The sequence below is a fragment of the Burkholderia sp. PvR073 genome, from assembly GCF_054055695.1.
Map to the genome: position 1 here is coordinate 90,557 of NZ_JBSRXO010000009.1, position 23,498 is coordinate 114,054.

20 protein-coding genes and 3 pseudogenes are annotated in these 23,498 nt (G+C 67.8%); 15 read left to right on the forward strand and 8 right to left on the reverse strand.

Translation table 11 applies throughout. The features are described 5' to 3' along the window. Window positions 1–361 precede the first annotated feature (361 nt). Window positions 362–1,501: a hypothetical protein gene (locus ACVK00_RS24500; RefSeq protein WP_284900925.1), complete on the forward strand. Its 1,140-nt coding sequence runs from the start codon at window positions 362–364 to the stop codon at window positions 1,499–1,501. Between the two features lie 37 nt (window positions 1,502–1,538). Here ACVK00_RS24500 and ACVK00_RS24505 read toward each other — a convergent pair whose 3' ends face one another. Continuing rightward, on the reverse strand, window positions 1,539–2,444 hold the full coding sequence (locus ACVK00_RS24505) for a ketopantoate reductase family protein (protein WP_284900924.1): 906 nt from the start codon (window positions 2,442–2,444) through the stop codon (window positions 1,539–1,541). Between the two features lie 243 nt (window positions 2,445–2,687). On the opposite strand from ACVK00_RS24505, the gene ACVK00_RS24510 reads away from it, so the two are divergent. From ACVK00_RS24510 to ACVK00_RS24520, 3 genes and pseudogenes are all read left to right on the forward strand, one after another. After that, a complete protein-coding gene (locus ACVK00_RS24510; RefSeq protein WP_284900923.1) occupies window positions 2,688–3,971 on the forward strand; it encodes an MFS transporter in 1,284 nt (427 codons plus the stop codon). 312 nt (window positions 3,972–4,283) lie between these two features. Beyond that, complete coding sequence (locus tag ACVK00_RS24515) at window positions 4,284–5,393, forward strand: flagellar biosynthesis protein FlhF (protein WP_284900922.1); 1,110 nt, start codon at window positions 4,284–4,286, stop codon at window positions 5,391–5,393. Window positions 5,394–5,592: 199 nt separating this feature from the next. Beyond that, a pseudogene (locus ACVK00_RS24520) lies at window positions 5,593–5,751 on the forward strand (aldose epimerase family protein); the annotation flags it as partial. A gap of 30 nt (window positions 5,752–5,781) precedes the next feature. Here the strand turns inward: ACVK00_RS24520 and ACVK00_RS24525 are convergent. Beyond that, window positions 5,782–6,753 (reverse strand): AraC family transcriptional regulator, encoded by a 972-nt coding sequence (locus ACVK00_RS24525; protein ID WP_284900921.1) that lies wholly within the window; start codon window positions 6,751–6,753, stop codon window positions 5,782–5,784. Window positions 6,754–6,847: 94 nt separating this feature from the next. Here ACVK00_RS24525 and ACVK00_RS24530 point away from each other — a divergent pair, with 94 nt between their 5' ends. Then, window positions 6,848–7,681, forward strand: a complete 834-nt coding sequence (locus ACVK00_RS24530) for an oxidoreductase (RefSeq protein ID WP_284900920.1) — start codon at window positions 6,848–6,850, stop codon at window positions 7,679–7,681. 80 nt (window positions 7,682–7,761) lie between these two features. Here the strand turns inward: ACVK00_RS24530 and ACVK00_RS24535 are convergent, their stop codons facing one another. After that, window positions 7,762–8,136, reverse strand: a complete 375-nt coding sequence (locus ACVK00_RS24535; RefSeq protein ID WP_284900919.1) for a VOC family protein — start codon at window positions 8,134–8,136, stop codon at window positions 7,762–7,764. A gap of 245 nt (window positions 8,137–8,381) precedes the next feature. On the opposite strand from ACVK00_RS24535, the gene ACVK00_RS24540 reads away from it, so the two are divergent. Next, window positions 8,382–9,218, forward strand: coding sequence for an alpha/beta fold hydrolase (locus ACVK00_RS24540; protein WP_228910626.1), 837 nt, complete (start codon window positions 8,382–8,384; stop codon window positions 9,216–9,218). 95 nt (window positions 9,219–9,313) lie between these two features. On the opposite strand, the gene ACVK00_RS24545 is transcribed toward ACVK00_RS24540, so the two are convergent. Then, window positions 9,314–10,021, reverse strand: coding sequence for a DUF3142 domain-containing protein (locus tag ACVK00_RS24545; protein WP_284901013.1), 708 nt, complete (start codon window positions 10,019–10,021; stop codon window positions 9,314–9,316). A 16-nt stretch (window positions 10,022–10,037) separates the two neighbouring features. After that, the gene (locus ACVK00_RS24550) at window positions 10,038–12,209 is read right to left on the reverse strand and encodes a hypothetical protein (RefSeq protein ID WP_284900918.1); all 2,172 of its coding nucleotides are present in this window, start codon (window positions 12,207–12,209) and stop codon (window positions 10,038–10,040) included. A 428-nt stretch (window positions 12,210–12,637) separates the two neighbouring features. Here ACVK00_RS24550 and ACVK00_RS24555 point away from each other — a divergent pair, with 428 nt between their 5' ends. The 3 genes from ACVK00_RS24555 to ACVK00_RS24565 all read left to right on the forward strand — a co-directional run bounded on the left by ACVK00_RS24555 (window position 12,638) and on the right by ACVK00_RS24565 (window position 15,703). Beyond that, window positions 12,638–14,143 (forward strand): hypothetical protein, encoded by a 1,506-nt coding sequence (locus tag ACVK00_RS24555; RefSeq protein WP_284900917.1) that lies wholly within the window; start codon window positions 12,638–12,640, stop codon window positions 14,141–14,143. A gap of 32 nt (window positions 14,144–14,175) precedes the next feature. Next, entirely contained in the window at window positions 14,176–14,502 is a 327-nt protein-coding gene (locus ACVK00_RS24560; protein WP_284900916.1) for a hypothetical protein, read from the forward strand. A 148-nt stretch (window positions 14,503–14,650) separates the two neighbouring features. After that, window positions 14,651–15,703, forward strand: coding sequence for an AraC family transcriptional regulator (locus ACVK00_RS24565; RefSeq protein ID WP_284900915.1), 1,053 nt, complete (start codon window positions 14,651–14,653; stop codon window positions 15,701–15,703). A gap of 42 nt (window positions 15,704–15,745) precedes the next feature. On the opposite strand, the gene ACVK00_RS24570 is transcribed toward ACVK00_RS24565, so the two are convergent. Beyond that, the gene (locus ACVK00_RS24570) at window positions 15,746–17,158 is read right to left on the reverse strand and encodes a 3-deoxy-D-arabino-heptulosonate 7-phosphate synthase (RefSeq protein WP_284900914.1); all 1,413 of its coding nucleotides are present in this window, start codon (window positions 17,156–17,158) and stop codon (window positions 15,746–15,748) included. Window positions 17,159–17,440: 282 nt separating this feature from the next. Further along, a complete protein-coding gene (locus tag ACVK00_RS24575; protein WP_166722952.1) occupies window positions 17,441–18,202 on the reverse strand; it encodes a 2-keto-4-pentenoate hydratase in 762 nt (253 codons plus the stop codon). Between the two features lie 374 nt (window positions 18,203–18,576). Here ACVK00_RS24575 and ACVK00_RS24580 point away from each other — a divergent pair, with 374 nt between their 5' ends. Further along, entirely contained in the window at window positions 18,577–19,056 is a 480-nt protein-coding gene (locus tag ACVK00_RS24580; protein WP_228910633.1) for a universal stress protein, read from the forward strand. Window positions 19,057–19,071: 15 nt separating this feature from the next. Next, window positions 19,072–19,263: a DUF2964 family protein gene (locus ACVK00_RS24585; RefSeq protein ID WP_228910634.1), complete on the forward strand. Its 192-nt coding sequence runs from the start codon at window positions 19,072–19,074 to the stop codon at window positions 19,261–19,263. A 105-nt stretch (window positions 19,264–19,368) separates the two neighbouring features. Here the strand turns inward: ACVK00_RS24585 and ACVK00_RS24590 are convergent, their stop codons facing one another. Then, window positions 19,369–20,559, reverse strand: a complete 1,191-nt coding sequence (locus ACVK00_RS24590) for a tetratricopeptide repeat protein (protein ID WP_284900913.1) — start codon at window positions 20,557–20,559, stop codon at window positions 19,369–19,371. Window positions 20,560–20,886: 327 nt separating this feature from the next. Here ACVK00_RS24590 and ACVK00_RS24595 point away from each other — a divergent pair. From ACVK00_RS24595 to ACVK00_RS24610, 4 genes and pseudogenes are all read left to right on the forward strand, one after another. Continuing rightward, a pseudogene (locus tag ACVK00_RS24595) lies at window positions 20,887–21,088 on the forward strand (hypothetical protein); the annotation flags it as partial. Continuing rightward, window positions 21,071–21,203 (forward strand): annotated as a pseudogene (locus ACVK00_RS24600) (MFS transporter); the annotation flags it as partial. The pseudogenes ACVK00_RS24595 and ACVK00_RS24600, both read left to right, overlap by 18 nt. Before the next feature lie 101 nt (window positions 21,204–21,304). Next, window positions 21,305–23,041, forward strand: coding sequence for a site-specific integrase (locus ACVK00_RS24605; protein WP_284900912.1), 1,737 nt, complete (start codon window positions 21,305–21,307; stop codon window positions 23,039–23,041). Between the two features lie 78 nt (window positions 23,042–23,119). Then, complete coding sequence (locus ACVK00_RS24610; RefSeq protein ID WP_284901011.1) at window positions 23,120–23,443, forward strand: TfoX/Sxy family protein; 324 nt, start codon at window positions 23,120–23,122, stop codon at window positions 23,441–23,443. Window positions 23,444–23,498: the final 55 nt, after the last annotated feature.

Consider the following 23,498-nt stretch of genomic DNA (forward strand, 5'->3'; position numbering starts at 1 on the left):
GCGTGATCGAAGTACGCCTTTGGCGCCGAGGACCCGCGAACTTCACCCGAAACGCCTTGCGCAATTGCCGAACAACCCGGCCGCAGACCTGCGTAACGAGCGCAGGAAGTGGGGCGAGCGTGGGTCCGGTACGGCGGTACTGCTGCCGGCCGGCTCGCGGGACCCGCGCGATCTTTCCGACATCCCGGTCCCCATCGTGCCGGAACGGGCGAAATCGGCGGGAGACCCGACCGGGACGGTTGCTCCCCAACACGCTCCCGAGTCCGTGTCGGAGCCGACGATCGCAGAACCACCGCCGGCCCAAGCTCACCCCCCGCGGCCGTCATCGACCCGGCAGTTATCTCCGTCAATCGAGTCGGCGATGACGAGGTCCGAGGCTGCGCCGTCGCTGCCGCCGTCACTCGCGGAACATGCGCTGTCGGCAGCACGTCATTCGGCGCTTCGGCGCGTGGCCGCCAACTTCGGCACCGCAATTGCGCGCGAAGGGGCCATTACCCTGGCGACGACCTATATCCGTGAAGTCTGCGGGCATGAGGTGGCGAGATGGCTGGAACATTCGCCTCAGTCCACCAAGATCGCGGTATCCGGCACGATTCTCGGCGCCACTGCGTTGCTTAACGTACTGGTGTTTTTGAAACAACGTAGAGACGGGCGGGCGAATACCTGGACGAAGTTTGGACAGGCGAGCAACGTTCTGTGGCTATCGGGCGCCGGCGTCGCTGCCGCCACCACGGGTGGGTTCGGTGACGCGGCCGCGCTGTTGGCGAAGGCGACGGTGTATCCGATCTCTCGCGATATGCTGAATGTGTTCGTCCGTCTCGGCGACAATCGGGACCCCGGAAAAACCGCGCCGAACAGAAAAGCCGTGCTGGCGGACGCGGCAATCTATTGCATCAATCAGTTGGTGGTCAATACATTCCAGGGCGTGGGCGCATCGCACTCCGGCACGAGCGCGGCGACGGCATCCGGATCGGTCGCGCATGCGACGCCTTCCCTGCTTGCCTTTTCGGGCGCCAACGCATTAGGCGAGACGATGGACGCGCTGTGCTATCCCGCGCTCACTGCATTTTTCGACAAGTTCGATGTCGCCCCGACGCTGATGAGCGGCGTGCGGGAGGGAATGCGGGCGGTCGGGAACCTCGAGCTGACGGCCAGCCTGCACCTCCCCTTTGTCGCGAATGCCGGAGACGATCGATCGAACGGTCGCTGGGTCGGCCGCGCGAGCCGGGAAGATTTCGCGGACAAGGCGATGGGGGCCATGCTCGGGCGCCAATCGCTTTTCGTCGCGTTGTTCGGTCTGATCGGCGCGATCAGCCAGGTCGGGCCGGCTGCGAAGCTCGGCCCGAAAGAGGCCGCGCTGGTGACGAATGTGTTGGCCGCGCTGGCCATCGCATTCATGCTGCCGGCTTTCGTCGGTGCGGCGAGCGCGTCGCCGCGGCGGCAGCGGCCGACCGACGATATCGAGGCCGGCGTTACGGATCGACCGTCCGACGCGACCTGACTGCCTGCCCCGGTCGCCCCCACGCGATCGTCGCCCGTCACGAACGCGCCGCGGCCTTGGCTTCCAGCATCTTCACGAGCAGATGGAGTGTCCGATTGACCGGCGTGCCGATGCGTGCGGCCAGACCGCGCCGCACGACCGCGCCGTTCAGATGGTCGATTTCGCCGGGTTTGCCGCGCGCCAGATCCTGCGCGGTCGACGAATACTGGCCCGGGGGAATCGTCGCCTCGATGTGTGCGACGATATCGGCCGGCTCGTCGTCGACATGCACGCCTTCGGCCGCGGCGACGGCGATGCATTCAGCGACGATCGCGCACATCGTTTCGCGCAATGCGTCGCGATGCGGCATCTCGCCCAGCGGCAGGTGCACGATCGCGGAAATCGCGTTGTATGCGCAGTTGAGCATGAACTTGCGCCAGAGTACCGCGCCCACGTCGTCGGCGATCCGGGTGGGAATGTCGGCTGCGCGCAGTACTTGCGCGAGCCGTTCGCTGGACGGCGACGCTTCGATCGCGAGATCGCCGCGGCCATGGTGGAGCAGATGCCCGGGGCCGGCCATCTCGCTCGCCACATAGACGGCCGCGCAAATGACCGGCTGCGCTATTTCGGCACGCAACAGCGCCGCGTTGTCGACGCCATTTTGCAGGCTGACCACGATGGCGTCCGGCGCCAGCACATGACGCAACCCGCGCGCGGCCTCGGCGGTATCGCCCGCTTTCACGCAGACGAAGACCACATCGGCCGAGCCGGCCGTGGCGATGTCGGTCGACGCATGGGCGGACACATGCGTGTCGAACGTGCGCGTCTGAATGCGCAAGCCGTGGTCGCGGATCGCGTCGACATGCAGCGGACGGCCAATGAACCCGACCTCGTGGCCGTGCAGCGCCAGCATGCCGCCGAAGTAGCAGCCGACCGCGCCGGCGCCGAGGACTGCAAACCGCATGATGTCTCCGAGGGAATCAATGAACATGTCATGCGCGACCAGGCCGCATGGCTGAAACAGGCACGTCGGCCCATCCATCCACATCAAACACGCGAGACCGTCGGTTTATTCCCGGCACCGCTGTGACGCCGATAAATCGATGCGCGACGGAATGACGCGAACGCGTCGCGTGTTCTCGGGAGGTGGCACGTCATCGGATCGGCATGCCGATCCGAAACCCAACCTCTTCCAGGAACGAATTCATTGAACGCGTCTCAGATTCCGCTTGCGCCGCCCCGTCCGCTGACAGGCAGCGACCACCGAACGCTGGTGCTCGCCGCGCTGGGCGGCGCACTAGAGTTTTACGACTTCGTGATTTACGTGTTTTTCGCGACGGTCATCGGTCAATTGTTCTTCCCGCAGTCGATTCCCGACTGGCTGCGCCAGGTGCAGACGTTCGGGGTTTTCGCGGCCGGCTATCTCGCGCGCCCCCTCGGCGGCGTGATCATGGCGCATTTCGGCGATCTCGTCGGCCGCAAGCGCATGTTCACGATGAGCGTGATGCTGATGGCACTACCGACGTTGATGATGGGGTTGCTGCCGACCTATGCATCGATCGGCGTCGCCGCGCCCGTGCTGCTCCTGCTGTGCCGTGTATTGCAAGGCGCGGCGGTGGGCGGCGAGGTGCCCGGCGCGTGGGTGTTCGTGTCCGAGCACGTGCCGCCGCGCCATGTCGGCTATGCGTGCGGCCTGCTGACGGGCGGCCTCACGCTCGGCATCCTGCTCGGCTCGCTGATCGCGGCAGGGATCAACCAGCACTACTCGCATGCCGCCATCGGCGCGTATGCGTGGCGGATTCCGTTCGTGGTCGGCGGACTGTTCGGAATCCTGTCCGCATTTCTGCGACGCTGGCTCAATGAAACGCCCGTGTTCATCGACATGAAGCGAAGCCGGGCGCTGACCCGCGAAGTGCCGTTGAAGGCGGTGCTGCGCGATCACGGCAGGGCCGTGCTGGTTTCGATGATGCTCACATGGACGCTGACCGCCGCGATCGTCGTCGTGATCCTGATGACGCCGACGCTCGTCGCCAAGCGTTTTCATATCGAGCCGGCGCTCGCGCTGCAGGCCAATTCGGCCGCGACGCTCTGCCTGACCATCGGATGTATCGTCGCCGGTACGGTGGCCGGACGCATCGGCACCGCCCGCACGATCTTCTGCGGCTGCCTGCTGCTCGGCGCATCGTATTTTTTCATGCTCCGACAGCTCGCCGTCGATCCGTCATTGCTGCTGCCGCTGTACGCGGTATCCGGCTTCTTCGTCGGCGCGGTGGCGGCGATCCCGGTCGCCATGGTCAAGGCGTTTCCGCCGATCGTGCGTTTTTCGGGGATCTCGTTCTCGTATAACGTCGCGTATGCGCTGTTCGGCGGCCTGACGCCGGTGTTCGTGTCCGTGATGCTGAAATCGAACCCGCAGGCGCCGGAGATTTATGTGGGCGCGCTGTGCATCGTCGGCGCGCTGGCAGGCTTCGCGTTGCGCCCGGCGCGCTAGGCCGCGGCTGACAGGGATGGCGACCCGGCCGCGCGTCATGCGCATCGGCGGCCGGGCCGCACGTGTGTGCGAGCCGCGCCGCCGGTGCCGGCATCCGCGCGGCGGGGTTCCGACCGAACGCGGTTCGGGGCGCTCACCGGGCACATGGCAATCTCGGCGAAGCAATGTTTCGGGTTGCGAAGCAAGCCGATCCGGCGTCGCGGTTTGCGTTGTATCGGCACGCGCTCTTGCTTACCTTTCGTATCGAGCGGCTCGATACTGTTTTGAAGACGGGAACCGGTCGGCCTGAAAATCTTGAGGTGGGGAGCGTCGATGGTCAACAGAATCACCAGTGCATTGGTGCCGGTCTTGGAGGCCATGCACGAGGCGCACGCCATTGCGCGTACCGTCCGTACGACGCACCGGCCGGCCGGCCCGCTTGCCGACCTCGCTGCGCTAGCGCCCCGCGCTGCCACCGATGCCGTTGCGCGGCAGCGCAGCGCGCTGTCCGCGCCAATGCTGCGTCCTGGGCGTCCGGGCGCCGCGACACCGGCGATTGCCGCGGTTTCGATTCGACGCCCTCCAGCCGAAGCGACCGCCGCGAGTCGGATGTTTGCGGCCGCGGGCTCGGCGTCGCCATCTGCGCCGATGCCGCCAACCCGTGATTCGGTCCTCGCACAGCTGCACATCGACCGGCCCCGGCCGGCGGTCCACGTGCCGCGGCCAACTGCAACTGCGTCATCGCACGCAGCGCGGTCGCGAACCTTTACCGACTTGCGGCCCCCCGCCACGCTCGCGGAAGAGCAGGCGCAACTGCGCCTCGCGCTGGAGCAGAGCCGCACGGAAGCCTTTCTCAAGGACCTGCCTGCAATCGACGAGCATTTCGACGCCGGCGCGACGGCTCACGGCGGCCGCATCACCGATTGGGACGACTTGCCGGCCGAAAGACAACAACTCTATTCGAGCAAGTTCGAGTACTTACAGGAAGCAGTCGCTGCAAGCATGACCTCGCCTCGCATCGAACGGGCACTGACGCAGGCAGGGATGCGCGCCGTACCGAATGACGGCATCACCCCCGGTGGCACCAACAACTGTTTCCTGATATCGGTGCTCCAGCATGCGACCGGCAACTTCGATTCGTCGCATCCTGAGCTGGTCGATCAGTATCGCGAGATTCTCAATAAAGTTCCGGGCGAGCGTCTCCGCGACGGTGAAAAGCTCTCTGCCGGTAGCGCACCCGCACGGAGGCTGGTCAATCTGATCAACGCCGATCCCGGCGTGCAGCCGAAATTGAAGGTCGAAGTCATATCGGAACTGAACGGCGTCGTCCACCGGGACAGTCTCGGGTCCACCGAGCCGGACGCGCGTAAGGTCGTCATCTGGGATCGAGGCGGCCATTTCGAAGCCGTGACCGGGCCGCGCGACGATCGGGACCTGCGTTGACGCGAAGCGGCGCGTGTCGACCGTCGTCGATGTTCATGTGCGACGCCGGCGGCGCTGCCTGAGCGCGTCGATCGGCCTATCTCCGGGCGCCGCGCGGGCACGCGATTTGCGTCGCGAAGAAACCGGCTTCGGAGACATTCCATGAAACGACGTTGGCCGCTCCGCCCGCTACTCGCGATCTGTGCGTTCGCAACGTTCGGCGGGCAACGGCGGAACGGCCTACCGGCAGACCGACGCGTTCGCGCTGGAAGCCGAGCACTTTCCCGATTCGCCGAACCATCCGTCGTTCCCGACGACCGTGCTCAAGCCGGGGCAGACGCTGCATGAGGTGACGGTATGGAAGGTGAGCGCGCGATGACCGCGTGCAGGCGCAGCGGGATGCGGTACGTCAATGCGACGACACATACACCGCATCGTCGAACGCCGCTGGAATCGCGAACTGCGCGCGCATGCGCTTCGTCTCCTGCGCGGGCGTGAGCCCGAACAGCCGCTTGAATTCCCGGCTGAACTGCGACGGGCTCGTATAGCCGACTGCGTAACCGGCCGCCTCCGCCGTCAGGTCCTGGCGCACCATCAACAGGCGTGCCTGATGCAGTCGCGTCGACTTCAGGTACTGCATCGGCGACACCTGCGTGATCGCCTTGAAGTGGCTGTGGAAGCTCGGCACGCTCATCCCAGCCTCGCCGGCCAGTCGCGACACGTCGAGCGCCTGCGCGTAGTCGGCGTGGATCACGCGCAGCGAACGGCCGATCCGGCCGAACTGGCCGCGCATCGCCAGCGCGTTTCTCATCGCGCTGCCCTGCGCGCCGGTGAGCACGCGGAAATACAGTTCGCGCAGCAGCCCTGGGCCGAGCACCGCCGCTTCGAGCGGCCGATGCATCGCCTCGACGAAACGCAGCACGCTCGCCTGCATCGCTTCGTCCATCGGCGTCGACATCATGCTCCGCGGCGCCTGCACGGGCTCCGCGATCCCCGCGCGGTCGATCTGCGCGGCCAGTTCGGCGGCCATCGGGAAATCGAGGTGCAGATACAGCGCGAGCAGCGGGTGCGCCGCCGTCGCGTCGGTTTCCATGCTGAACGGCACGGGCACCGATACGGCCAGATAGTGATCCTCGTCGTACAGATAGCGTTCGCCGCCGAAATAGCCGCGCTTGCGACCCTGGCACACGATCACGATGCCCGGGTCGTACAGGACCGGCGTGCGCGACAGCGCGCGGTTCGAACGCAGGATGCGCACGCTCGGCAGCGCGGTCAGGTTGTAGCCTTCGTCGGGCGCCAACGCGTGCAGCAACGCGATCAGCCGTTGGCGGCCGCGCGCGGGCAGCGACGGCGATCGGGGCGAGGAGGGTGCGGCGCTCATAGTTTTATGCAAGAAAATCAGCAGAATCGGGCTTATTCGGCTTAGATCGTCAGACTAGTATGCATGCTTCGATCAACATTTGGGAGAAGCTCACATGGCATCCGGTAACGTCATGCTCATCACCGGCGTCAGCAGCGGTTTCGGCCGCGCGCTCGCGCAGGAGGCGCTGGCAGTGGGTCATACGGTGGTCGGCACCGTGAGAAGTGAAGCGGCAAGGCAGGCGTTCGAAGCGCTGTCCCCACAGGCGGCCATCGGGCGCGTGCTCGACGTGACCGACTTCGAGCGCATCGACGGCGTCGTCGCGGACATCGAGGCGAGCGTCGGCCCCATCGACGTGCTGGTGAACAACGCCGGCTACGGGCACGAAGGCATCCTGGAGGAGTCGCCGCTGTCGGAGATGCGCCGACAGTTCGACGTGAACGTGTTCGGCGCCGTCGCGATGATGAAGGCCGTCGTGCCGTTCATGCGCGAACGCCGGCGCGGGCGCATTCTGAACATCACGTCGATGGGCGGCCACATCACGATGCCGGGCATCGCGTATTACTGCGGCAGCAAGTTCGCGCTGGAAGGGATTTCGGACACGCTCGGCCAGGAGCTCGCGCCGTTCGGCATCGCGGTGACCGCCGTCGCGCCGGGCTCGTTCCGCACCGACTGGGCCGGCCGCTCGATGACGCGCACGCCGCGCTCGATCGCCGATTACGACGCGACCTTCGATCCGATCCGGCAGGCGCGCGAGGAAAAAAGCGGCCGGCAACTGGGCGATCCCGCGAAGGCCGCGCGCGCGATGCTCGCGGTCATTGCGGCGGACCGTCCGCCGGCCCATTTGTTGCTCGGCAGCGATGCGCTGCGGCTCGTGCGCGCCAAATGGTCGGCGCTGGAAGACGAGATGCGCGCATGGGAGGCGGTGACCGTGTCGACGGACGGTTGACGCGCAATGGCTCGCGTGTGACGAATCCGCGGTTGGTTGCGTGACGCGCGGATGCAGTCAATCGTGGCCCGATCGAACGATCAGGCCTCGGGACGCGAGCAAACGGCTTCGATGTTGTGCCCGTCCGGACCGATGACGAACGCGGCATAGTAGTTCGCGTGATATTGCGGGCGCAGGCCGGGTGCGCCGTTGTCCTTGCCGCCCGCTGCCAGCGCCGCACGGTGGAACGCGTCGACCTGCGCGCGCGTGTCGGCCGCGAATGCGAGGTGAAGATGGGCCGGCTTCTCGGCGGTCTGGAACAGGCACAGCGTCGGCTTGCCCGGCACGCCGAGTTCGACGCCGTAGGTCGGCACGCCTTCGTCGAGGACCGCCACGCCGAGCGGTTCGAGTGCGTTGAGAAAGAACGCCTTGCTGGCTGCGTAGTCGCTGACACCGAATTTGACGTGATCGAACATGAGTGTCCCTGAAGTGAGTGGGGCTGCACGGCGGATCCGACGCGATATTGCCATACGGCGCGGCGGCCCGCCGGGCCTCGTTCATGCCGGATGCAATCCGCTTCATGACAGGGTCGCAGTTTTCCGCTACAACGTGAAAGTGCCGCGTCGATCGGCGCGGTGTGCCGCCGCGCCGCGATTCGTGCCGACACCCGCCCGGGTGCTCGGCCGGCACGCGTTCATCTACCCCAAAGGAGCCTGCAGCCATGCCTTACATCACCACGAAGGACAACGTCGAGATCTTCTACAAGGACTGGGGCGCGAAGGATGCACAGCCGATCGTGTTCCACCATGGCTGGCCGCTGTCGTCCGACGATTGGGATGCCCAGATGCTGTTCTTCGTCCAGAAAGGCTATCGCGTGATCGCGCACGATCGCCGCGGGCACGGCCGCTCGGCGCAGGTGTCCGACGGCCATGACATGGATCACTACGCGGCGGATGCGTTCGCGGTGGCCGAGGCGCTCGACCTGCGCAACGCGGTGCACATCGGTCACTCGACCGGCGGCGGCGAAGTCGCGCGCTACGTGGCCCGGCACGGCGAGCCGGCCGGCCGCGTCGCGAAGGCGGTGCTGGTCAGTGCGGTGCCGCCGCTGATGCTGAAGACGGACGCGAACCCGGAAGGCCTGCCGCTCGACGTGTTCGACGGCTTCCGCAAGGCGCTCGCCGACAATCGCGCGCAGTTCTTCGTGGATGTGCCGAGCGGCCCGTTCTACGGCTTCAACCGGCCCGGTGCGACGGTGCACCAGGGCGTGATCCAGAACTGGTGGCGCCAGGGCATGATCGGCAGCGCGAAGGCGCACTACGAAGGGATCAAGGCCTTTTCGGAAACGGACCAGACCGAGGACCTGAAGGCGATCACCGTGCCGACGCTCGTGCTGCACGGCGAGGACGACCAGATCGTGCCGATCGCGGATGCCGCGCTGAAGTCGATCAAGCTGCTGAAGAACGGCTCGCTGAAAACCTATCCGGGCTACTCGCACGGCATGCTGACGATCAACGCGGACGTCCTCAACGCCGACCTGCTGGCTTTCGTGCAGTCGTAACGGTGTAAACGGTGTAACGGGTAGCGACGCATGCCTGCTTCGGCGGGGTGCGTCGCCATTGTGCGGGCGGGATGCGGTCGCCGCGTTTGTGCCCGCTAGTCGTTGCGCAGGAATACGACGTAGCCGCGAAACCACGGATTCGCCGCGAGGTACGGCGGGGCGTCCCACTCGCCGCCCTGGATCACGCCGATGCGAAACGGCAACTGCAGCCGTGCGACGCGCGGCAGGTAGGCCGCATGGTCGGGGATCGTGCTGCGCCCCTGGTAGGTCTGCACGACCACTTCATCGACGATCCCCCTGAGCTGGTTGACCTGGTCGGTATCGATGCGGCTGCTCCAGTCGAGCAGCCCCGTGATGCTCAGCCGGCAATCGGCGGGCAGCGTCTCGCGCAGCGTCCGCAGGAATTCGAGGTAATCCTGCAGGTGGCGCGTGCGCGCGTCGAAGTCGATCTGGATACCGGTGATCGTGCGGCCCGACGCGCGCCAGCGCTCGAGCTGCGCGAGCATGATCCGCGTCACGCGCGGCGTCCAGCGCAGCGTATGCGCACGATAGACGAGCCACACCCGGGCGTTCGGCGCGGGCGGCAGCGCGACGCCCTGCGCGATGACGCGTACCTGCGACTCGTCGCGTGGCGACGCTTCGATCTGCCCTTGCAGCACGTACAGGGTGCGCGCGCCGCTGACGACCGACTGCGGCTTCACACCGGCCCACAGCCAGAACGCGTCGTACCGTGCGGCATCGACGGTGCCGGCCAGCGCGATGCGGCCGGCGAGCAGCAGCGCGACACACGCGATGCACGCGATGCACTTCACGCGGCGCTCACCAGTAGTAGCGGAGCTTCTGCGCCCACGGGGTGCCCGGATAGGCGGTTTTCAGCGTGTCGAACCAGCGCTTGCGCGTGTTCTTCGGCACGTCCTTGCCGCCGCATTCGTTGGAGCCGCCCGGCGCATAGCACTTGATCGAGCGGTAGAGCGCGTACGCGCGGTCGTGCGGGTTGGCCTGCGCATCGGCGATCACGGTCACGTAGCTCGACATCCGCTCGTACGGCTTGCCCACGAACTGCGACGGCGCGCCGCCGAGCGTCGGCGGCACGCGCGTGGCGGCCGCCGCCGACGCGTTGCGCATCCACGGCGGCACCGGGTCGCCTTCGAGGCCGGCCGCGGGCGGATGAAGGCGCACGAAATCGGCGAGGCAGTTCAGCCCTTTCGCATCGGCGGGATTCTGCTGCAGCGCCGCGGCGATCTCGCGCGCGGACGGGCACACGTAGCCGTCTTCGTTCCTGGCGCCGGCGGCGATGAACGGTTTCAACGGATCGGCGGGCGCGCCGGACACCAGCGCGGTATCGGCGATGAAATCGGCGTAGTGCGAACGTGTGAGCTCCTTGTACAGCAGCGTGTATAGCGCGGTGTCGCGCAGCGCGCCGCCGGTCGCGTGGTTCTGCGCCTGCGTGCGCAGCAGGTCCGCATTGGCCGAGCGCTGCAGCAGGACGGCCCGGATCGCGGCGTTTTGCACGAACGAATCGTCGGCGAACACGTCGTTGACGAGCCCGGCCTGCTCCAGGTTGATCGCGAGCGCGAGTTCCAGTGCCTCGCGCTGGAAGCGCAATTTCGCGAGCGGAATCAGGTCGCGCCACAGCTGGCGCGCCTTGTCACCCTGGCCGCTATCCTCCAGCGCGAACGCGCGCAGCGCCTGCTGGCTCAGGCCGAAGTAGTCGAGCGGCACGGCGGGCGTGGGCGGCAGCAACTCAAGCGCGGCATCGGGCTTGCGCCCGATCTGCACATACCAGGTGGCGAGCAGGTAGTCGTACAGCGCGGGCGCGTTCGCGAAGCGCGGTTTCTGCGCCTGCAGGTCGTCCAGTGTCAGCGGCTTGCCGCGGCTCGAATCGCTGCTGTCCGACGTACGCATGCGCAGCAGGTCGACGGTCGCGAGCACGGTCGGCGACTGGATCTGGCGCGCATCGAGTTCCGACCCGAACAGCAGCTTGCTGTCGAGTTCGTTCGCCAGCTGCATCAGCGGCACGTTCGACGTCGCCGGCGACCAGCGCGCGAGCGCGTGACCGTAGAGGTCGGCCTGCTGCGCGACGTCCCCGCCGAGCCATGCGACGCGGCGCAGGAGCCCCGTCGCGGAGACCGCATAGCGCCCCTGCGGATACACCTTCAGGTAGGTGCGAAACACGGTGTTCGCGGCGTCGAGCGACACCTTCGTGACGCGCGCGCGTGACGGCGTCGGGCTGTCGTTGTCGAATGCGTTGGCCTGCGCGGCGTTCAGTTGCGCGCGCCCGGCCATATAGAGGCCGGTTTCCTTCAGCCACGGGTTCGCGCTGTGCGATGCGCTCGCGAAGGCCCGGGTCGCGGTGAGGAAGTCGGCGCGGTAGAACGCGTTCGTGCCGTCGAGGTACGCGGCGAACTGCTGGCCGAGCGGCGACTTGACCGGCGGCTTCGTCCACGCGGCGCTCGCGCCGCCCGCGGCACATGTTTTCTGCGCGATGTCGGCGCGCGCCGCGCGCAGGCGGGCGGCTTCGTCGGCGGGAAGGCCGCCGGCACCGCCCAGTGCGTCGTTGAACGCGTCCGCGCCCGATTCCATGCTGCGACAGATGCTGCCTTCGCCGTCGGCGTACCGGTTCGACGGCGCATCGGCGTCCGCTGCGCCGCCGGTCGGGTCGGACGCCTTCTGGCCGATATCGATCCACCCGGAAAAATCCATCGGGAACGGCACGATCATCTGGCTGATCCGGTCTTTCGGCGGAATGGTCTTCGGGTCCGGAAACACCCGCGCGACCTTGGCGCCGTCGACCATCATCAGCATCGCGTTGATGCGCGTGTCGTTCGCGGGGCTCAGCATCGGCACGTTGCCGCACGAGTACGTATTTTGCCGGAGCGTGGGCGGCACGTTGCAGCTGTCGTCCGAGCTGGCGTGGGCGGCGGGCAGGCAAAGCAGGCTGGCCGCCAGCGCGGCGAGCAGGTTTCGGTTCAGCGTCGGGTTTCTCGGCATTTTTCTTGTACTGGGTGGGGCCGCGAGGGCCGGGTCTCTCAGCGGGCATTTCGGCCCGGCGCGTATCGTACCTCACGCGCCGCTTCGGTCGCCCGCGTGCAGGGCGGCCCGGCGAGATGGAAGTCCACTCACTGTAGACGCAACGCCACCTTGAATCCGGAGCGCATGAATTAAGATGCAGCCGGCAGTGACGGACATCCGACGATAGACGACATGCGGTCGTCTTCGCCGTCCGACGGGGGTGGTCTGCAGAAGGCGGCGTTCGGGGCGATCCGCGCGACGGAATCGATCCTGACGGGGACATGAAACGGCGCCGCCTTGCGTGCCTGTTCAATAGTATTGCTAACTGATCGGCCGACCGACGCGATGCGGCGTTTCGGCCAACGGCAGACGAGAGCATGCCGGAAAACGAAAACAAGAGGATTCCGATGAAACCCATTACATGGTTGGTCATGTCAGCCGTTCTCGCGCTGAGCGCATGCGGTGGCGACGACGTCGCCACGAACGGCGGCGCGTCGTCGGCGGCGCCGGGCAATCCGGGTTCGCCGTCCGGGACGACACCGCCCGGCGGCGGTTCGAGCGGCGGCCCGACGGGCGGCGGCACCGCGCAGCCGCAGGCCGGCTGGTCGACGGCCGTCGTGGTGGACGGCAAGGGACCGGAAGGCGACCCCAGCGTGACGATCGATGCGAGCGGCAATGCGCTCGCCACTTGGATGACCCTTGGCCCGGCCGGCGCGAACGGCGACGAAATGTGGGGTGCGCGCTATGTCCCGGGCTCGGGCTGGGCAAGCGCGACGCGGCTCGACACGAGCGACGGGTCGCATTCGATGAACGGGCTGACCGGGGTTCCGCCGCAACTGGTCGGCAACGCGAGCGGACAGGCGGTCGCGTTCTGGACGGAATGGATGCCGGGTCCCAACACGTACGCATTGTGGGCGCGCCCGTACAGCCCGGGTACCGGATGGGGCGCGCCGCTCGAGCTGGCGGCGGACATGGCCGGTTCGTCCTATACGGCCGGGATCGACAGCCAGGGCAACGCGCTCGTCGCCTGGACGCAATCGATCAGCCTGCTCGATACGCGCATCGCATGGACGCGCTATACGCAGGCGGGACAGTGGTCGCCGACGGCGCTGATCCAGATGCCGGTGCAGACCGGGCCCGGTGCGGTGACCGGCGATACCGACAACGTGAGGCCGATGATGTCGGTGCTGCAGTCCGGCCGCGCGGTGCTCGCGTGGCGGCAGACCAACCATACGCAGTCGGCGCTGTGGACGGCCACGTACGACGCGACCAACGGCTGGACCGACGTCAACCAGGCCGTATCGAACTCGAGCCTGTTCACGACCATCATCTCGCCGGTGGCCGGCATGGACGCGAAGGGCAACATCACGCTGCTCTGGGGGCAGCTCGACGTGACGGGCGGGCAGATCCTCACGGCGACGATGTCGCAACGCTACGTAGCCGGTACGGGTTGGCAGCCCTCGCAGCCCGTGGCGCCAGCGATCGCGGAGCCGACGGGGTTCATCGCGACGCCGATGCTGACCGTCAACGAAAACGGCGTGGCCGCCGCGATGTGGGCCGAAGGGGGCGCCGTCCTGCAGGCGAGCGTGTCCGATGCCAGCGGCAACTGGGGGCCGCTGCAGCGGCTGACGGAGCACCTGAACGGGGCGGCCCCCCAGTATCCGCCGCTGGTGATCGACGCGGGCGGCAACGTGACGGTTGCATGGCAGGACACGGGCTTGCCGGGCGCGTCGGCCGTCATCGCGGCCACCTACCGGAAAGGGGCGTGGAGCGCGTCGACGGTGGCGGCGCAGAGCGCATCGTGGCCGGCGCTGGCCGTCAACGGCACGGGGTCGATGGCGCTCATCTGGCAGTCGTATGTCGCGAGTATCGGCAGCCAGCTGCAGTCCAGTTTCTATACCCCGGGCTCGTAAATCGCGTTGCGCGGGAAACCGAAGGAGAAGTGATGAAGAATACCTTGCATTGCACCGTCCGGACCGCGCTGGGCGCCGCGGTCGCGGGCCTCGTGCTGTCCGCGTGCGGCACGACGCAGATGAACATGGTCGACGTGCAGACGTCGACCGCAAAGACGCTCGGGCTCGCGTCGTCCGACGAGATCACCATCGCCAACGTGCAGTACGGGAAGAAGGACGGGCTGGGCGGCCAGAAGGTGAGTTACGCCGCGACGACGGGCAAGGGGCGGCGTTTCGGCTGTACGGTGTTCATGATTCCGGGGCTCACGCCGATCGATCGGCCGACGTACAACAACTGGGAGTGCCATCCGCAACGCTGATGGCCGCGATCACGACGACGCCCGCCGCAGGGCGTCGGTCGACCGCTTGGGTGGACGATATGCCGCGCCGGTCTTGCGCCGGCGCAATTTGGTCCGATAATCAACGAACCGATTCATTCCTTCCCGTCGGCTCGATAAAAAAAACGTCATGGATCAAGCGGCATTCGTCCCTGTTTTCAAGTTTCGCACGACCGATTACCCCGAGCCGGACCGGTTCCACGTCTGGGTGAAGGACATGCTGTGCGACTACCGGCTGGATGACGCCGGCGGCCACGGCCCGTTCGACGCGCAAGCGAGCGGCGCCGCGCTCGGCCCGCTGATCCTGTCGGGCCGGCAATGGCGCTCGCGCGCGCCGACCTATACGGTTCACCGGACCACCCGGCGGATCCGGCTCGACGGGCAGGATTCGATCCGCTTCACGCTGCTGCTCGGCGGGCGGCTCGCGAGCCATACCGGCGGCCCCGAGCTGATCAAGCGCGCCGGCGACGTGTTCGTGTACGACGTCGCGCAGATCAACGACTGCCGGGTCGACGCCGGCGACGTGATCAGCCTGGTCGTGCCCAGATACCTGCTGCCGAGCCATGCGGCGCGGGCGCACGGGCAGACGCTGACGAGCGGCGTGGGCCGCCTGGTCGGCGACCAGATGCTGTCGCTGTTCCGCAACCTGCCGGACCTGCGCATGCACGAGGTGCCGAGCGTCGTGCAATCGTTGTTGCTGCTGCTGGCGGCGGCGGTTGCGCCGAGCGCACAGGCACTCGACGACGCGCGCGGCCCGATCGACAACGCGCTGGTCGAGCGCGTGCGGCGCTACATCGACATGCACCTGCTGGAACCCGACCTGACGCCCGACCGGATCTGCCGGGACATCGGCGTGTCGAGGGCACGGCTCTATCAACTGTTCAAGGAGGACGGCGGCGTGATGCGGCAGATCACGCGCAGGCGTTTGCGTCACGCCTACCACGTGCTGGGCGATCCGCAGCGCCGCCATCGGCGCATCGCGGAAATCGCGTGGGCGCACGGTTTTCCCGACGAGAAGTATTTCCACCGGCTGTTCAAGGCCGAGTTCGGTCATACGCCGAAGGAAACGCTCGAGTGTGCGGCCGCGCCGGTGCTGCTGCCGTGCGATGCGGCCGACGATCGATGGGGCGACGGCGGCCGGCTGGCGGGATGGACGCTGCCGTTCGGCGTGCTCACCAACTGAGCGGGCCGCGCGGTGCCGTCGCGCGGCGACCCGCTTCGGCCATCACGCGCACGCGCTGCTCGCGACGCCGCCTTCGTCTGCGTCGTCGATCGCGGCGCGCAAGTCGTCGATTGCCACCATCAATTCGCGCACCTGCCGCAACGACGGGTATTGATGCAGCACCGCATGCCATTGCGGCTGCGACAGCAGCGCCTGCCAGATCACACCGAGGCCGGACGGATCGGCGTCGGGCTGCCGCGCGAGCGCGCTGGCGTATTCGAGGCTCGCCTGCGCCGACAGCAACTGCATCCGGCTTGCGGCGCCCAGCAAGCGCGGCGTCGCGTCCGCGGACGCATCGCAGCAATAGAGTACTTCCCGCTGCAGCGCCGCGTCGTCGGTCGTCAACGCGCGCAGCGACGCGCCGTGCACGCGCACCGTGCCCTGGTGCGTCTCGAACGAATAGATCGTGTCCGCGTCGGCCTGCGCGAGCAGGTTCAGGCCGCGCAGCAGTCGCGGCAAGTCGGTCGTCGCGGCGTCCGCCGACGCCTTCGCCTCGACGAGGAAGCGCACGTTCCACACGGGCGCCGGTTCGTCGCCGCGCGTGCGTTCGAGCAGGATCGCGTCCCATTCGGTCTTCGCGCGGTCGTGGCGGCCCGGTATCGCTGACGGCACGCGCATCGACGTGACCACGCGGTACGTGCGCCGCTCGTCCAGTGCGTCGAGCCGGCGGGCCAGTGCGTCGAGCGCCTGCGCGGCCAGCGCTTCGACGGCCGCGCCGCGCTGCTGGGACGCAACGCCCTGCGCGACCGCGACCGTGCTGCCTTCGAGCGGCCCTTGCCGGACCCACAGTGCGCGGTATCGACGGACGTGCTCGTCCGATGCCAGCGCGTCGAGACGCAGCAGGCGTTCGAGTGCGGCACCGTCCTTCAACTTCACGATGTCCTGCTCGAAAGCGGTGTCGGTCGCCATGCCGGGCAGCGCGAGCAACTGCTCCAGCGTGGCATGGAGCTCGCCCCACGAGGCGGACGTTGCGGCCGCATGCAACCGCGCGAGCCCGTCGCGTTGCCACGCCTGGGCGCTGCGCTCGAGTTTGGCGGGATGCGCGATCGCGTTGACCGCCGAGTGCAGCGCGCGCCGATCCTGCTCGGCGTGCGCGTGCAGCGATGCGTATTCGCGCACGCTCGGCGCGTCGTGCCGCAGGACCGACGCCTGAAACGCGTGATCGCCGGAATGCGGATCCATCGCAGCGCGGATCATGTGCGCAAGGGCATCGATGAAGCGCTGCCGCAGAGCCGTGCCGGGAGACCGGCCGTCGGCCAGCATCCGGCGTGCGTCCTCGATCACGCGCGCAAGGGTCGCCGCCGGGTGCGCGGCATCGGCCGGCGTCGACGCACCGTCGAACGGCGGCAGCCGGTAGCGGCGCGTGACGGTGAGCAGGATTTCGTCGAGCAGGGCGGGCAGCGGTGTCAGCGACATGGCGGGTATGGGCGTGAAAGCGGTTCGCGTGCCCGCGGTTCGAACCGCGGGCGACGATGTGCAACGTTATCACGCCGGACCGGACGAAACCGACCGGCGGACCGCGAAACGCGAGCGGCCCGGCATGCGGCCAGCGATGGCTCGCCGCCAACCCGCCGTCGTGGATCTGCTTCAACGCGTGACGCCGTCGACGTCGTTCGGAGCGTGCTGCACGTTCATCAGGATCGCCGTCCGCATCGACGCGGCCAGCCCGCCAGCCCGGGCAGCGTCGCCCGCGACCGGTTACGCCGTCAGCGTCACCGACAGGCTGCCGAGCTCGCCGAAGCGCACGGTCAGCGCGTCGCCGAGCGGCACGTCGATCGCGCCTGCATACGAGCCGGTCGTCACGATCTGGCCGGCGCGTGCGCCGTCACCGCGCGACGCCAGGAAATTCACCAGCCATACGAGCGGCTTGAGCGGATCGCCGTCCGGATGGCGGCCGTCGATCGTGCGATTCAGTGCGCCCTCGAACGACAGCGCGAGCGTCTCGAGCGGCACGTTCAGCCCGTCCGGCACGACCGGGCCCACGCACAGCCCCTGGTTGAACTGCCCGTCGGCGAGCAGTTCGAACTTCGACGCGCGCGCAGGCTCCGCATAGCGGCAGCCCAATACCTCCAGCACGATGCGCACTTCGCGGATCGCGCCGCGCACGTCGTTCTCGTCGTACGGCTGCGCGCGGGCGGGCAGGTCGCGCTCGAGCACGAAGGCGATTTCCGGCTCGATCCGCACGATCGGGCCGCCGACGACGCGGTACGGCGCATCGGCTTCGCGAATCGTCGACGCGAAGATCGGCGCGACGATCACACGGTCGGGCGGGGGCAGCGCGCATTTCCATCCGCCGATCGTTTCGCCGAGCAGGTCGGCGACGCGATGCTGGATCGCAAGCGCGGTGTCGACGTTCTCGGGGCGGAAGGCGTCGGGCAGCAGCGGGCCGGGCACGCCGGCATGGCGGGCGGCGACGAGATGCTGGGCGGCGCCGTCCACGCGTTCGGTAGTCGTTGTCATGTCGGTTGAGCGAGTTGAAAGTGAACCGGCAAAAAGGGGCCGGACGAAGATCGCAGCTCTGATGATAGCGCCTTCGGCGGCATGGCTGCTCGGTCGCGCGGCGCGGCTGAATGCATCCCCGCGGCAGGGAGGCGGGCGCGCCGGCAACGTCGCGGCGCATGTATTCAAAGCATCCCCCTCGTTGCGCCGGCCGGAAGCTGGTCCGCGCGGCCGTGGCCGCCATCGCTTGCATCACCGGAACCACGTGGCGCTTTGCCGCACGACCGGCGTCGGGCGGACCTTGATCGCCGTCAACCTTCGAGCCCGCCGTCGGCCGATGATGGGGACATGGCCGCGTGCCACCGCGCGCGGCAACTCACCCCAGCGAGGTTCGTATGTACAAGAAGATCATGGTGGCCATCGACGGCAGCGCTTCGTCGAAACAAGCGCTTGCCGAGGCCGTGAAGGTGGCGCTGGCGGGCGATACGCACGTCAGCGTCGTGTACGTGGTCGACAAGTCGGTACTGTTTACGTACGCGGGCCGCTTCGATCCGCACGCGCTCGTCGAGGAAATCCGCGACGACGGGCGCAAGGTGCTGCGTGAAGCCGAACAGATCGTCGCGCTGGCCGGTGCGAAGGGCGAGGCCGAACTCGTCGAGACCGAGAGCATCGGCGAGGACATCTCGGAACGCCTGCAGCGTTACGTGAAGGAGCATGGCATCGATCTCGCGGTGGTCGGCACGCACGGGCGGCGCGGCATCCGGCGCGTGCTGCTCGGGAGCGTCGCCGAGCGCTTCGTGCGCGGTGCGACGTGCCCGGTGCTGCTGGTTCGCGGCGACGACGGCGACGTGCCGGCGTCCGCCACGGCGGCCTGACGCGAGGGGCGCGCGATGATACGTCGCCAGTACCGGATCGTTGTCGCGGCGATCGCCGTGTTCGTGTCGCTCGCGGGGATGATGGCCGTCGTGACCGGGCTGCTGTTCGACGAAGCGATCGCGCTGCGCGGCGGTGCGATCGCGATGATCGTCGGCGTCGCCGGTTTCGTCGTGATGCTCAACCCGGGGCCCAAGGGCGAAGGGTGATGCGGGAAGGCGCCGGTCTTCCTGAAAGGGCGCGTGCCGGCGCCCGGCAGTGACCGGCGGTGTCCGACGATCACTGCCTGCCGCGTGTGGCGGGCCCGTGACGTGTCAGGTGCCGGTCGTACCGGACGCTGACGCACCGGCCTCGGCAGGCTTTTCCTGCACATTCAGCCGCTTCAACGTTTCCGCCAGCTCCGCGTTCTTCGGCTGAATCTTGCGCGCCTGCGCGAACGCATCGCGCGCTTCATCCTGGCGGCCCAGCTTCCACAGCACCTCGCCCTTGTGCGTCAGGCCGGTCGCCCAGGCTTCGTGCGTGTCGCTGTCCGCTTTACCATTCTTCTCGAAGATCGCGATCGAGCGGTCGAACCACGTGAGCGCTTCGTCGTTGCGGCCGAGCCGATACAGCGCCCAACCCTTGCTGTCGAGCGCATACGCATCGTCGGGCGCTTTCGCGAGATGCGCGTCGATCATCGCGAGCCCGCGATCGACTGCGACGCCCGCGTCGACGAGCCGATAGCCGGTGTCGTTCAGGCGGTCGTCGGGGATCTCGCCGAGGTCGAGCACGGCGGCCACGCGGCCGGCGTCGCGTTCTTCGGTCGCGAGCGACAGCAGCTTGATGACGATCTGTTGGCGCAACTCGCTGCCGATCCGGTCACCGTTGGCGACCAGGCTGCCGAGGTATTGCGTGTACAGGTCCGGCGCGCCCGGTTCGTTCGCGCTGTTCGCAATTGCCGCACCGGGGCCCGCGCACCAGTCGGTGTCGGCCGAATCACCCAGCATCCCGGTGTACAGATTGACGGTGCGCGGCGTGCGTGACTGCGCGTAGTACGTGTAGCCGTTCGCGTCCGAGTGGCCGCACGCCAGATATTCGTGCTCCATGTCCAGCAGGTAAGGGAAGCCGCCGAGCGGCGCGTCGCCGCCCGAATCGACCAGCCGGAACGATTCGCCCAGGTCGCCGTCGCCGATCACCGGGTTGAACACCCACTGCTTCTGCGGATGCGATTTCGGCAGCCGGATCCGCACGGTGCGGCCGGCGTCGTCGGTCGTGCCGAAGACCACGCTGTCGTGCTGGCCCGGCTTGACCGGCAGGCCCGCGATGACCTGGCCCGGCAGGAACAGCCGGTAGCGCGCATTCGGCAGCGGCTGGTGCGTGACCGGGTCGCGCAGCACGAACTGATGGACGTAAGCGCCTTTGCCGAGCGACGTCGTCGGCGCGATATAGGTGCGGGCGTGAGCGGCGGGCAGCGTGGCGCAGCCGATCACGGCGGCAATGCATGCGGTGAAAAAGCGTGATGTCATGAAAATGCGGTTCTTATAGGTAAAAGTGTTATTGACCGACGGCCGGTAAACCTTCGAATGCATGGCGCAGTCTTCTATAAACAGCGTGCTGCGGGCCGGCGATTACCCGACGGGAATCGCCGTTCATTCAATGCCATTCGAGGCGGATCGCGCCCGACCGATCCATGGGGAAACGGACGGGCAGGTGCAGCGGAGCACCCGCGCGCAGCATAACAGGTGGTACTGCTCAATCGGCGGCGATTGAAATCCGATGGTCCTTTACAACCGGTATTTCATTTCCTTGAATAATCAGGGTTTGCGAAAAGACCGGAAAAAAACGGGCTTCTCGGCTTCTCGCGCAGTGCTTCGTACTCCTGCTATTTTTATAGCGCGAACCGTCTGAAGCATCCGATGGTGCGCAGCGCGCTGGTGAAGCTGTGGCGCGCACGCCGCCGCACGCTCGCACCGGTCGACGCCTTGCGCTCGATCGTCGAGGATGACCACGTGCGGCGTTCGTACCAAAGCCGGGCGCGGGCTCGGCGGCTTCCTGCTGCCGAGCCTGTTCGGCATGCTGCACGACCGACTTCATGTTCCTGTCGGGGATCGTGTGGGTGTCGCGGATCTTCATCCACCTGTCGGAAGCGCGGCGCACGCCCGTGGCGGGCCGACCGCTGTTGCGCGATACCGGTAGCGCCCGGCATCGCGCAGGGCGCGTACCGCGCTTCGGGCGTTTGCGACCGTGCGCAGTTCTGTCAAACTTGCGCCCATGACACCGCGCCTCACCCTGCCGCCTTCCTCCGATTCCGCGCCCGCGCTCGCGGGTTTTCCCGACGCCGACGAACTGGCCGCGCTACGTGCGTGGTACGCGGGCATGACCGTGCGCCAGGCCGTCGAGCGCTACCTGCCCGGTCGGCTCGGTGAAGGGCGCTCGGCGCGCGGCGTGATCGGCGCAATTCGGCGTCGCCTCGTGCGTGTCGCGCGGCAGGCCGGACGGCCCGATCTCGCCGAGCAGCTCGGTCATGCCGACCGCGAGCGCATGCAGATGGCGAAGGCCGCGACCGATGCGATCGGCGTGCTGCGCCATGCGCGCGCGCCCGCGCCGCAGATCAGCGACGACGTCGGCCTGTGGCTGCCGGCGCGTGCGGTCGCCGCGCTGCGTGCGCACGGGATCGCGACGCTGGCCGACCTGACCGTGCGAATTCCGCGCCGGCGCCAGTGGTGGCGCGCGATCGCGGGGCTCGGCGTGGCGAGCGCGCGGCATATCGAGGCGTTCTTTTCCGCGCATCCCGACCTGACCGAGCGGGCGCGCGCGCTGATCGCCGCGACGCCGCGCGGCAGCATCGTGCCGTGGGAGCAACTGAAGCTGCCGCACGAGGTCGACGGATCGGCCGGCACGTTCCGCGCGCCGCGCGCCACCAGCACGCTCGATGCGGACAACGACTACGCGGCCGTGCACGCGTGGCTGTCGCTGCACGAATCGGCCGCGACGCGGCGCGCGTACCGGAAGGAGGCCGAGCGGCTGATCCTGTGGGCGATCGTCGAGCGCGGCCGGGCGCTGTCGTCGCTGACGACCGAGGATGCGGTCGCGTATCGCGCGTTCATCCGGCGCCCGACGCCGCACGAACGCTGGGTCGGCCCCGTGCGGCCGCGCGGCGCGCCGGACTGGCGGCCGTTTTCGGGCGGGCTGTCCGCGCGCTCGGCCGCGTACACGTTGTCGGTCCTCGGCGCGCTGTTCCGCTGGCTGATCGAGCAGCGCTACCTGCTCGCGAATCCGTTCGCGGGCGTCAAGGTGCGCGACACGCGCGGCGCGAATGCGCTCGACACGTCGCATGCGTTCACCGAAGGCGAGTGGCTGCTCGTGCGCACGATCGCGGACGGGCTCGAGTTTCGCAAGGACAAGCCGTCCGGCGCGCCGGGATCCGGCTGGACGCCCGCCGCCGCGCAACGGCTGCGCTTCATCCTCGATTTCGGCTATGCGACCGGACTGCGCGCGAGCGAGCTGGTCGGCGCGACGCTCGGCGACATCGATACGGACGCGCACGGCGACGCGTGGCTGAAGGTGATCGGCAAAGGCAGCAAGGCCGCGCGCGTCGCGCTGCCGCCGCTCGCGCGCACGGCGCTCGATCGCTATCTGGTCGCGCGCCGGCTGCCGGTCACGCCGGTGCGCTGGCGGCCCGATACGCCGCTGATTCCGAGCCTCACGGAAGACGGCGCGGCCGCGATCACGAGCGTGCGGCTGTGGAAGGTGATGCAGCGGTTCTTCGCGCAGACGGCCGCGCTCGTCGATGCCGACAACCCGGCGCTCGCGCAGAAGTTGCGGCAGGCGAGCCCGCACTGGATGCGGCATACGCACGCGACGCACGCGCTCGCGCGGGGGGCCGAGTTGACGACGGTGCGCGACAACCTGCGGCATGCGTCGATCTCGACGACGTCGATCTATCTGCACGGAGATGACGTGAAGCGGGCGCGGCAGATGTCGAGTGCGTTTTCGGCTGACAAATAAGCGCGACGCGAACGGATTGAACGGAACGACACGGCATCGATGACGGTCAGAACGGTTATTCGGTCACGGAGCGGATGGATGGCATCGAGTCAGGGAACCGTCGATTTCATCGTCGAGCAGATGGCCTTAGCCGGCACGGTGTCGGCCCGCAAGATGTTCGGCGAATACGGGATCTACTGTGACGGCAAGATGGTTGCACTGGTGTGCGACGACCGGTTGTTCGTCAAGCCGACGTCCGACGGGCGTGCGTTTGTCGGTGCCTGCGACGAAGCTTCACCGTATCCGGCAGCAAAGCCGCATCTCGTCATTGGCGGCGACCGCTGGGACGACCGCGAATGGCTGTCGACGCTGATCCGGATCACCGCCGAGCAATTGCCGGTCCCGGTGAAGCGAGGCCGATAGCGGTCAGCATCTTCCGTGAAACAGGCGCGCCAACCCGCACGCCGCACTGGAGCAC

Bases quoted from the DNA above. Each gene is read 5' to 3' on its own strand.
- ACVK00_RS24500 (WP_284900925.1), top strand. From the start codon at position 362: ATGACGAGGTCCGAGGCTGCGCCGTCGCTGCCGCCGTCACTCGCGGAA.
- ACVK00_RS24505 (WP_284900924.1), bottom strand. From the start codon at position 2,444: ATGCGGTTTGCAGTCCTCGGCGCCGGCGCGGTCGGCTGCTACTTCGGC.
- ACVK00_RS24515 (WP_284900922.1), top strand. From the start codon at position 4,284: ATGGTCAACAGAATCACCAGTGCATTGGTGCCGGTCTTGGAGGCCATG.
- ACVK00_RS24525 (WP_284900921.1), bottom strand. From the start codon at position 6,753: ATGAGCGCCGCACCCTCCTCGCCCCGATCGCCGTCGCTGCCCGCGCGC.
- ACVK00_RS24530 (WP_284900920.1), top strand. From the start codon at position 6,848: ATGGCATCCGGTAACGTCATGCTCATCACCGGCGTCAGCAGCGGTTTC.
- ACVK00_RS24535 (WP_284900919.1), bottom strand. From the start codon at position 8,136: ATGTTCGATCACGTCAAATTCGGTGTCAGCGACTACGCAGCCAGCAAG.
- ACVK00_RS24540 (WP_228910626.1), top strand. From the start codon at position 8,382: ATGCCTTACATCACCACGAAGGACAACGTCGAGATCTTCTACAAGGAC.
- ACVK00_RS24550 (WP_284900918.1), bottom strand. From the start codon at position 12,209: ATGCCGAGAAACCCGACGCTGAACCGAAACCTGCTCGCCGCGCTGGCG.
- ACVK00_RS24555 (WP_284900917.1), top strand. From the start codon at position 12,638: ATGAAACCCATTACATGGTTGGTCATGTCAGCCGTTCTCGCGCTGAGC.
- ACVK00_RS24560 (WP_284900916.1), top strand. From the start codon at position 14,176: ATGAAGAATACCTTGCATTGCACCGTCCGGACCGCGCTGGGCGCCGCG.
- ACVK00_RS24565 (WP_284900915.1), top strand. From the start codon at position 14,651: ATGGATCAAGCGGCATTCGTCCCTGTTTTCAAGTTTCGCACGACCGAT.
- ACVK00_RS24570 (WP_284900914.1), bottom strand. From the start codon at position 17,158: ATGTCGCTGACACCGCTGCCCGCCCTGCTCGACGAAATCCTGCTCACC.
- ACVK00_RS24575 (WP_166722952.1), bottom strand. From the start codon at position 18,202: ATGACAACGACTACCGAACGCGTGGACGGCGCCGCCCAGCATCTCGTC.
- ACVK00_RS24580 (WP_228910633.1), top strand. From the start codon at position 18,577: ATGTACAAGAAGATCATGGTGGCCATCGACGGCAGCGCTTCGTCGAAA.
- ACVK00_RS24585 (WP_228910634.1), top strand. From the start codon at position 19,072: ATGATACGTCGCCAGTACCGGATCGTTGTCGCGGCGATCGCCGTGTTC.
- ACVK00_RS24590 (WP_284900913.1), bottom strand. From the start codon at position 20,559: ATGACATCACGCTTTTTCACCGCATGCATTGCCGCCGTGATCGGCTGC.
- ACVK00_RS24605 (WP_284900912.1), top strand. From the start codon at position 21,305: ATGACACCGCGCCTCACCCTGCCGCCTTCCTCCGATTCCGCGCCCGCG.
- ACVK00_RS24610 (WP_284901011.1), top strand. From the start codon at position 23,120: ATGGCATCGAGTCAGGGAACCGTCGATTTCATCGTCGAGCAGATGGCC.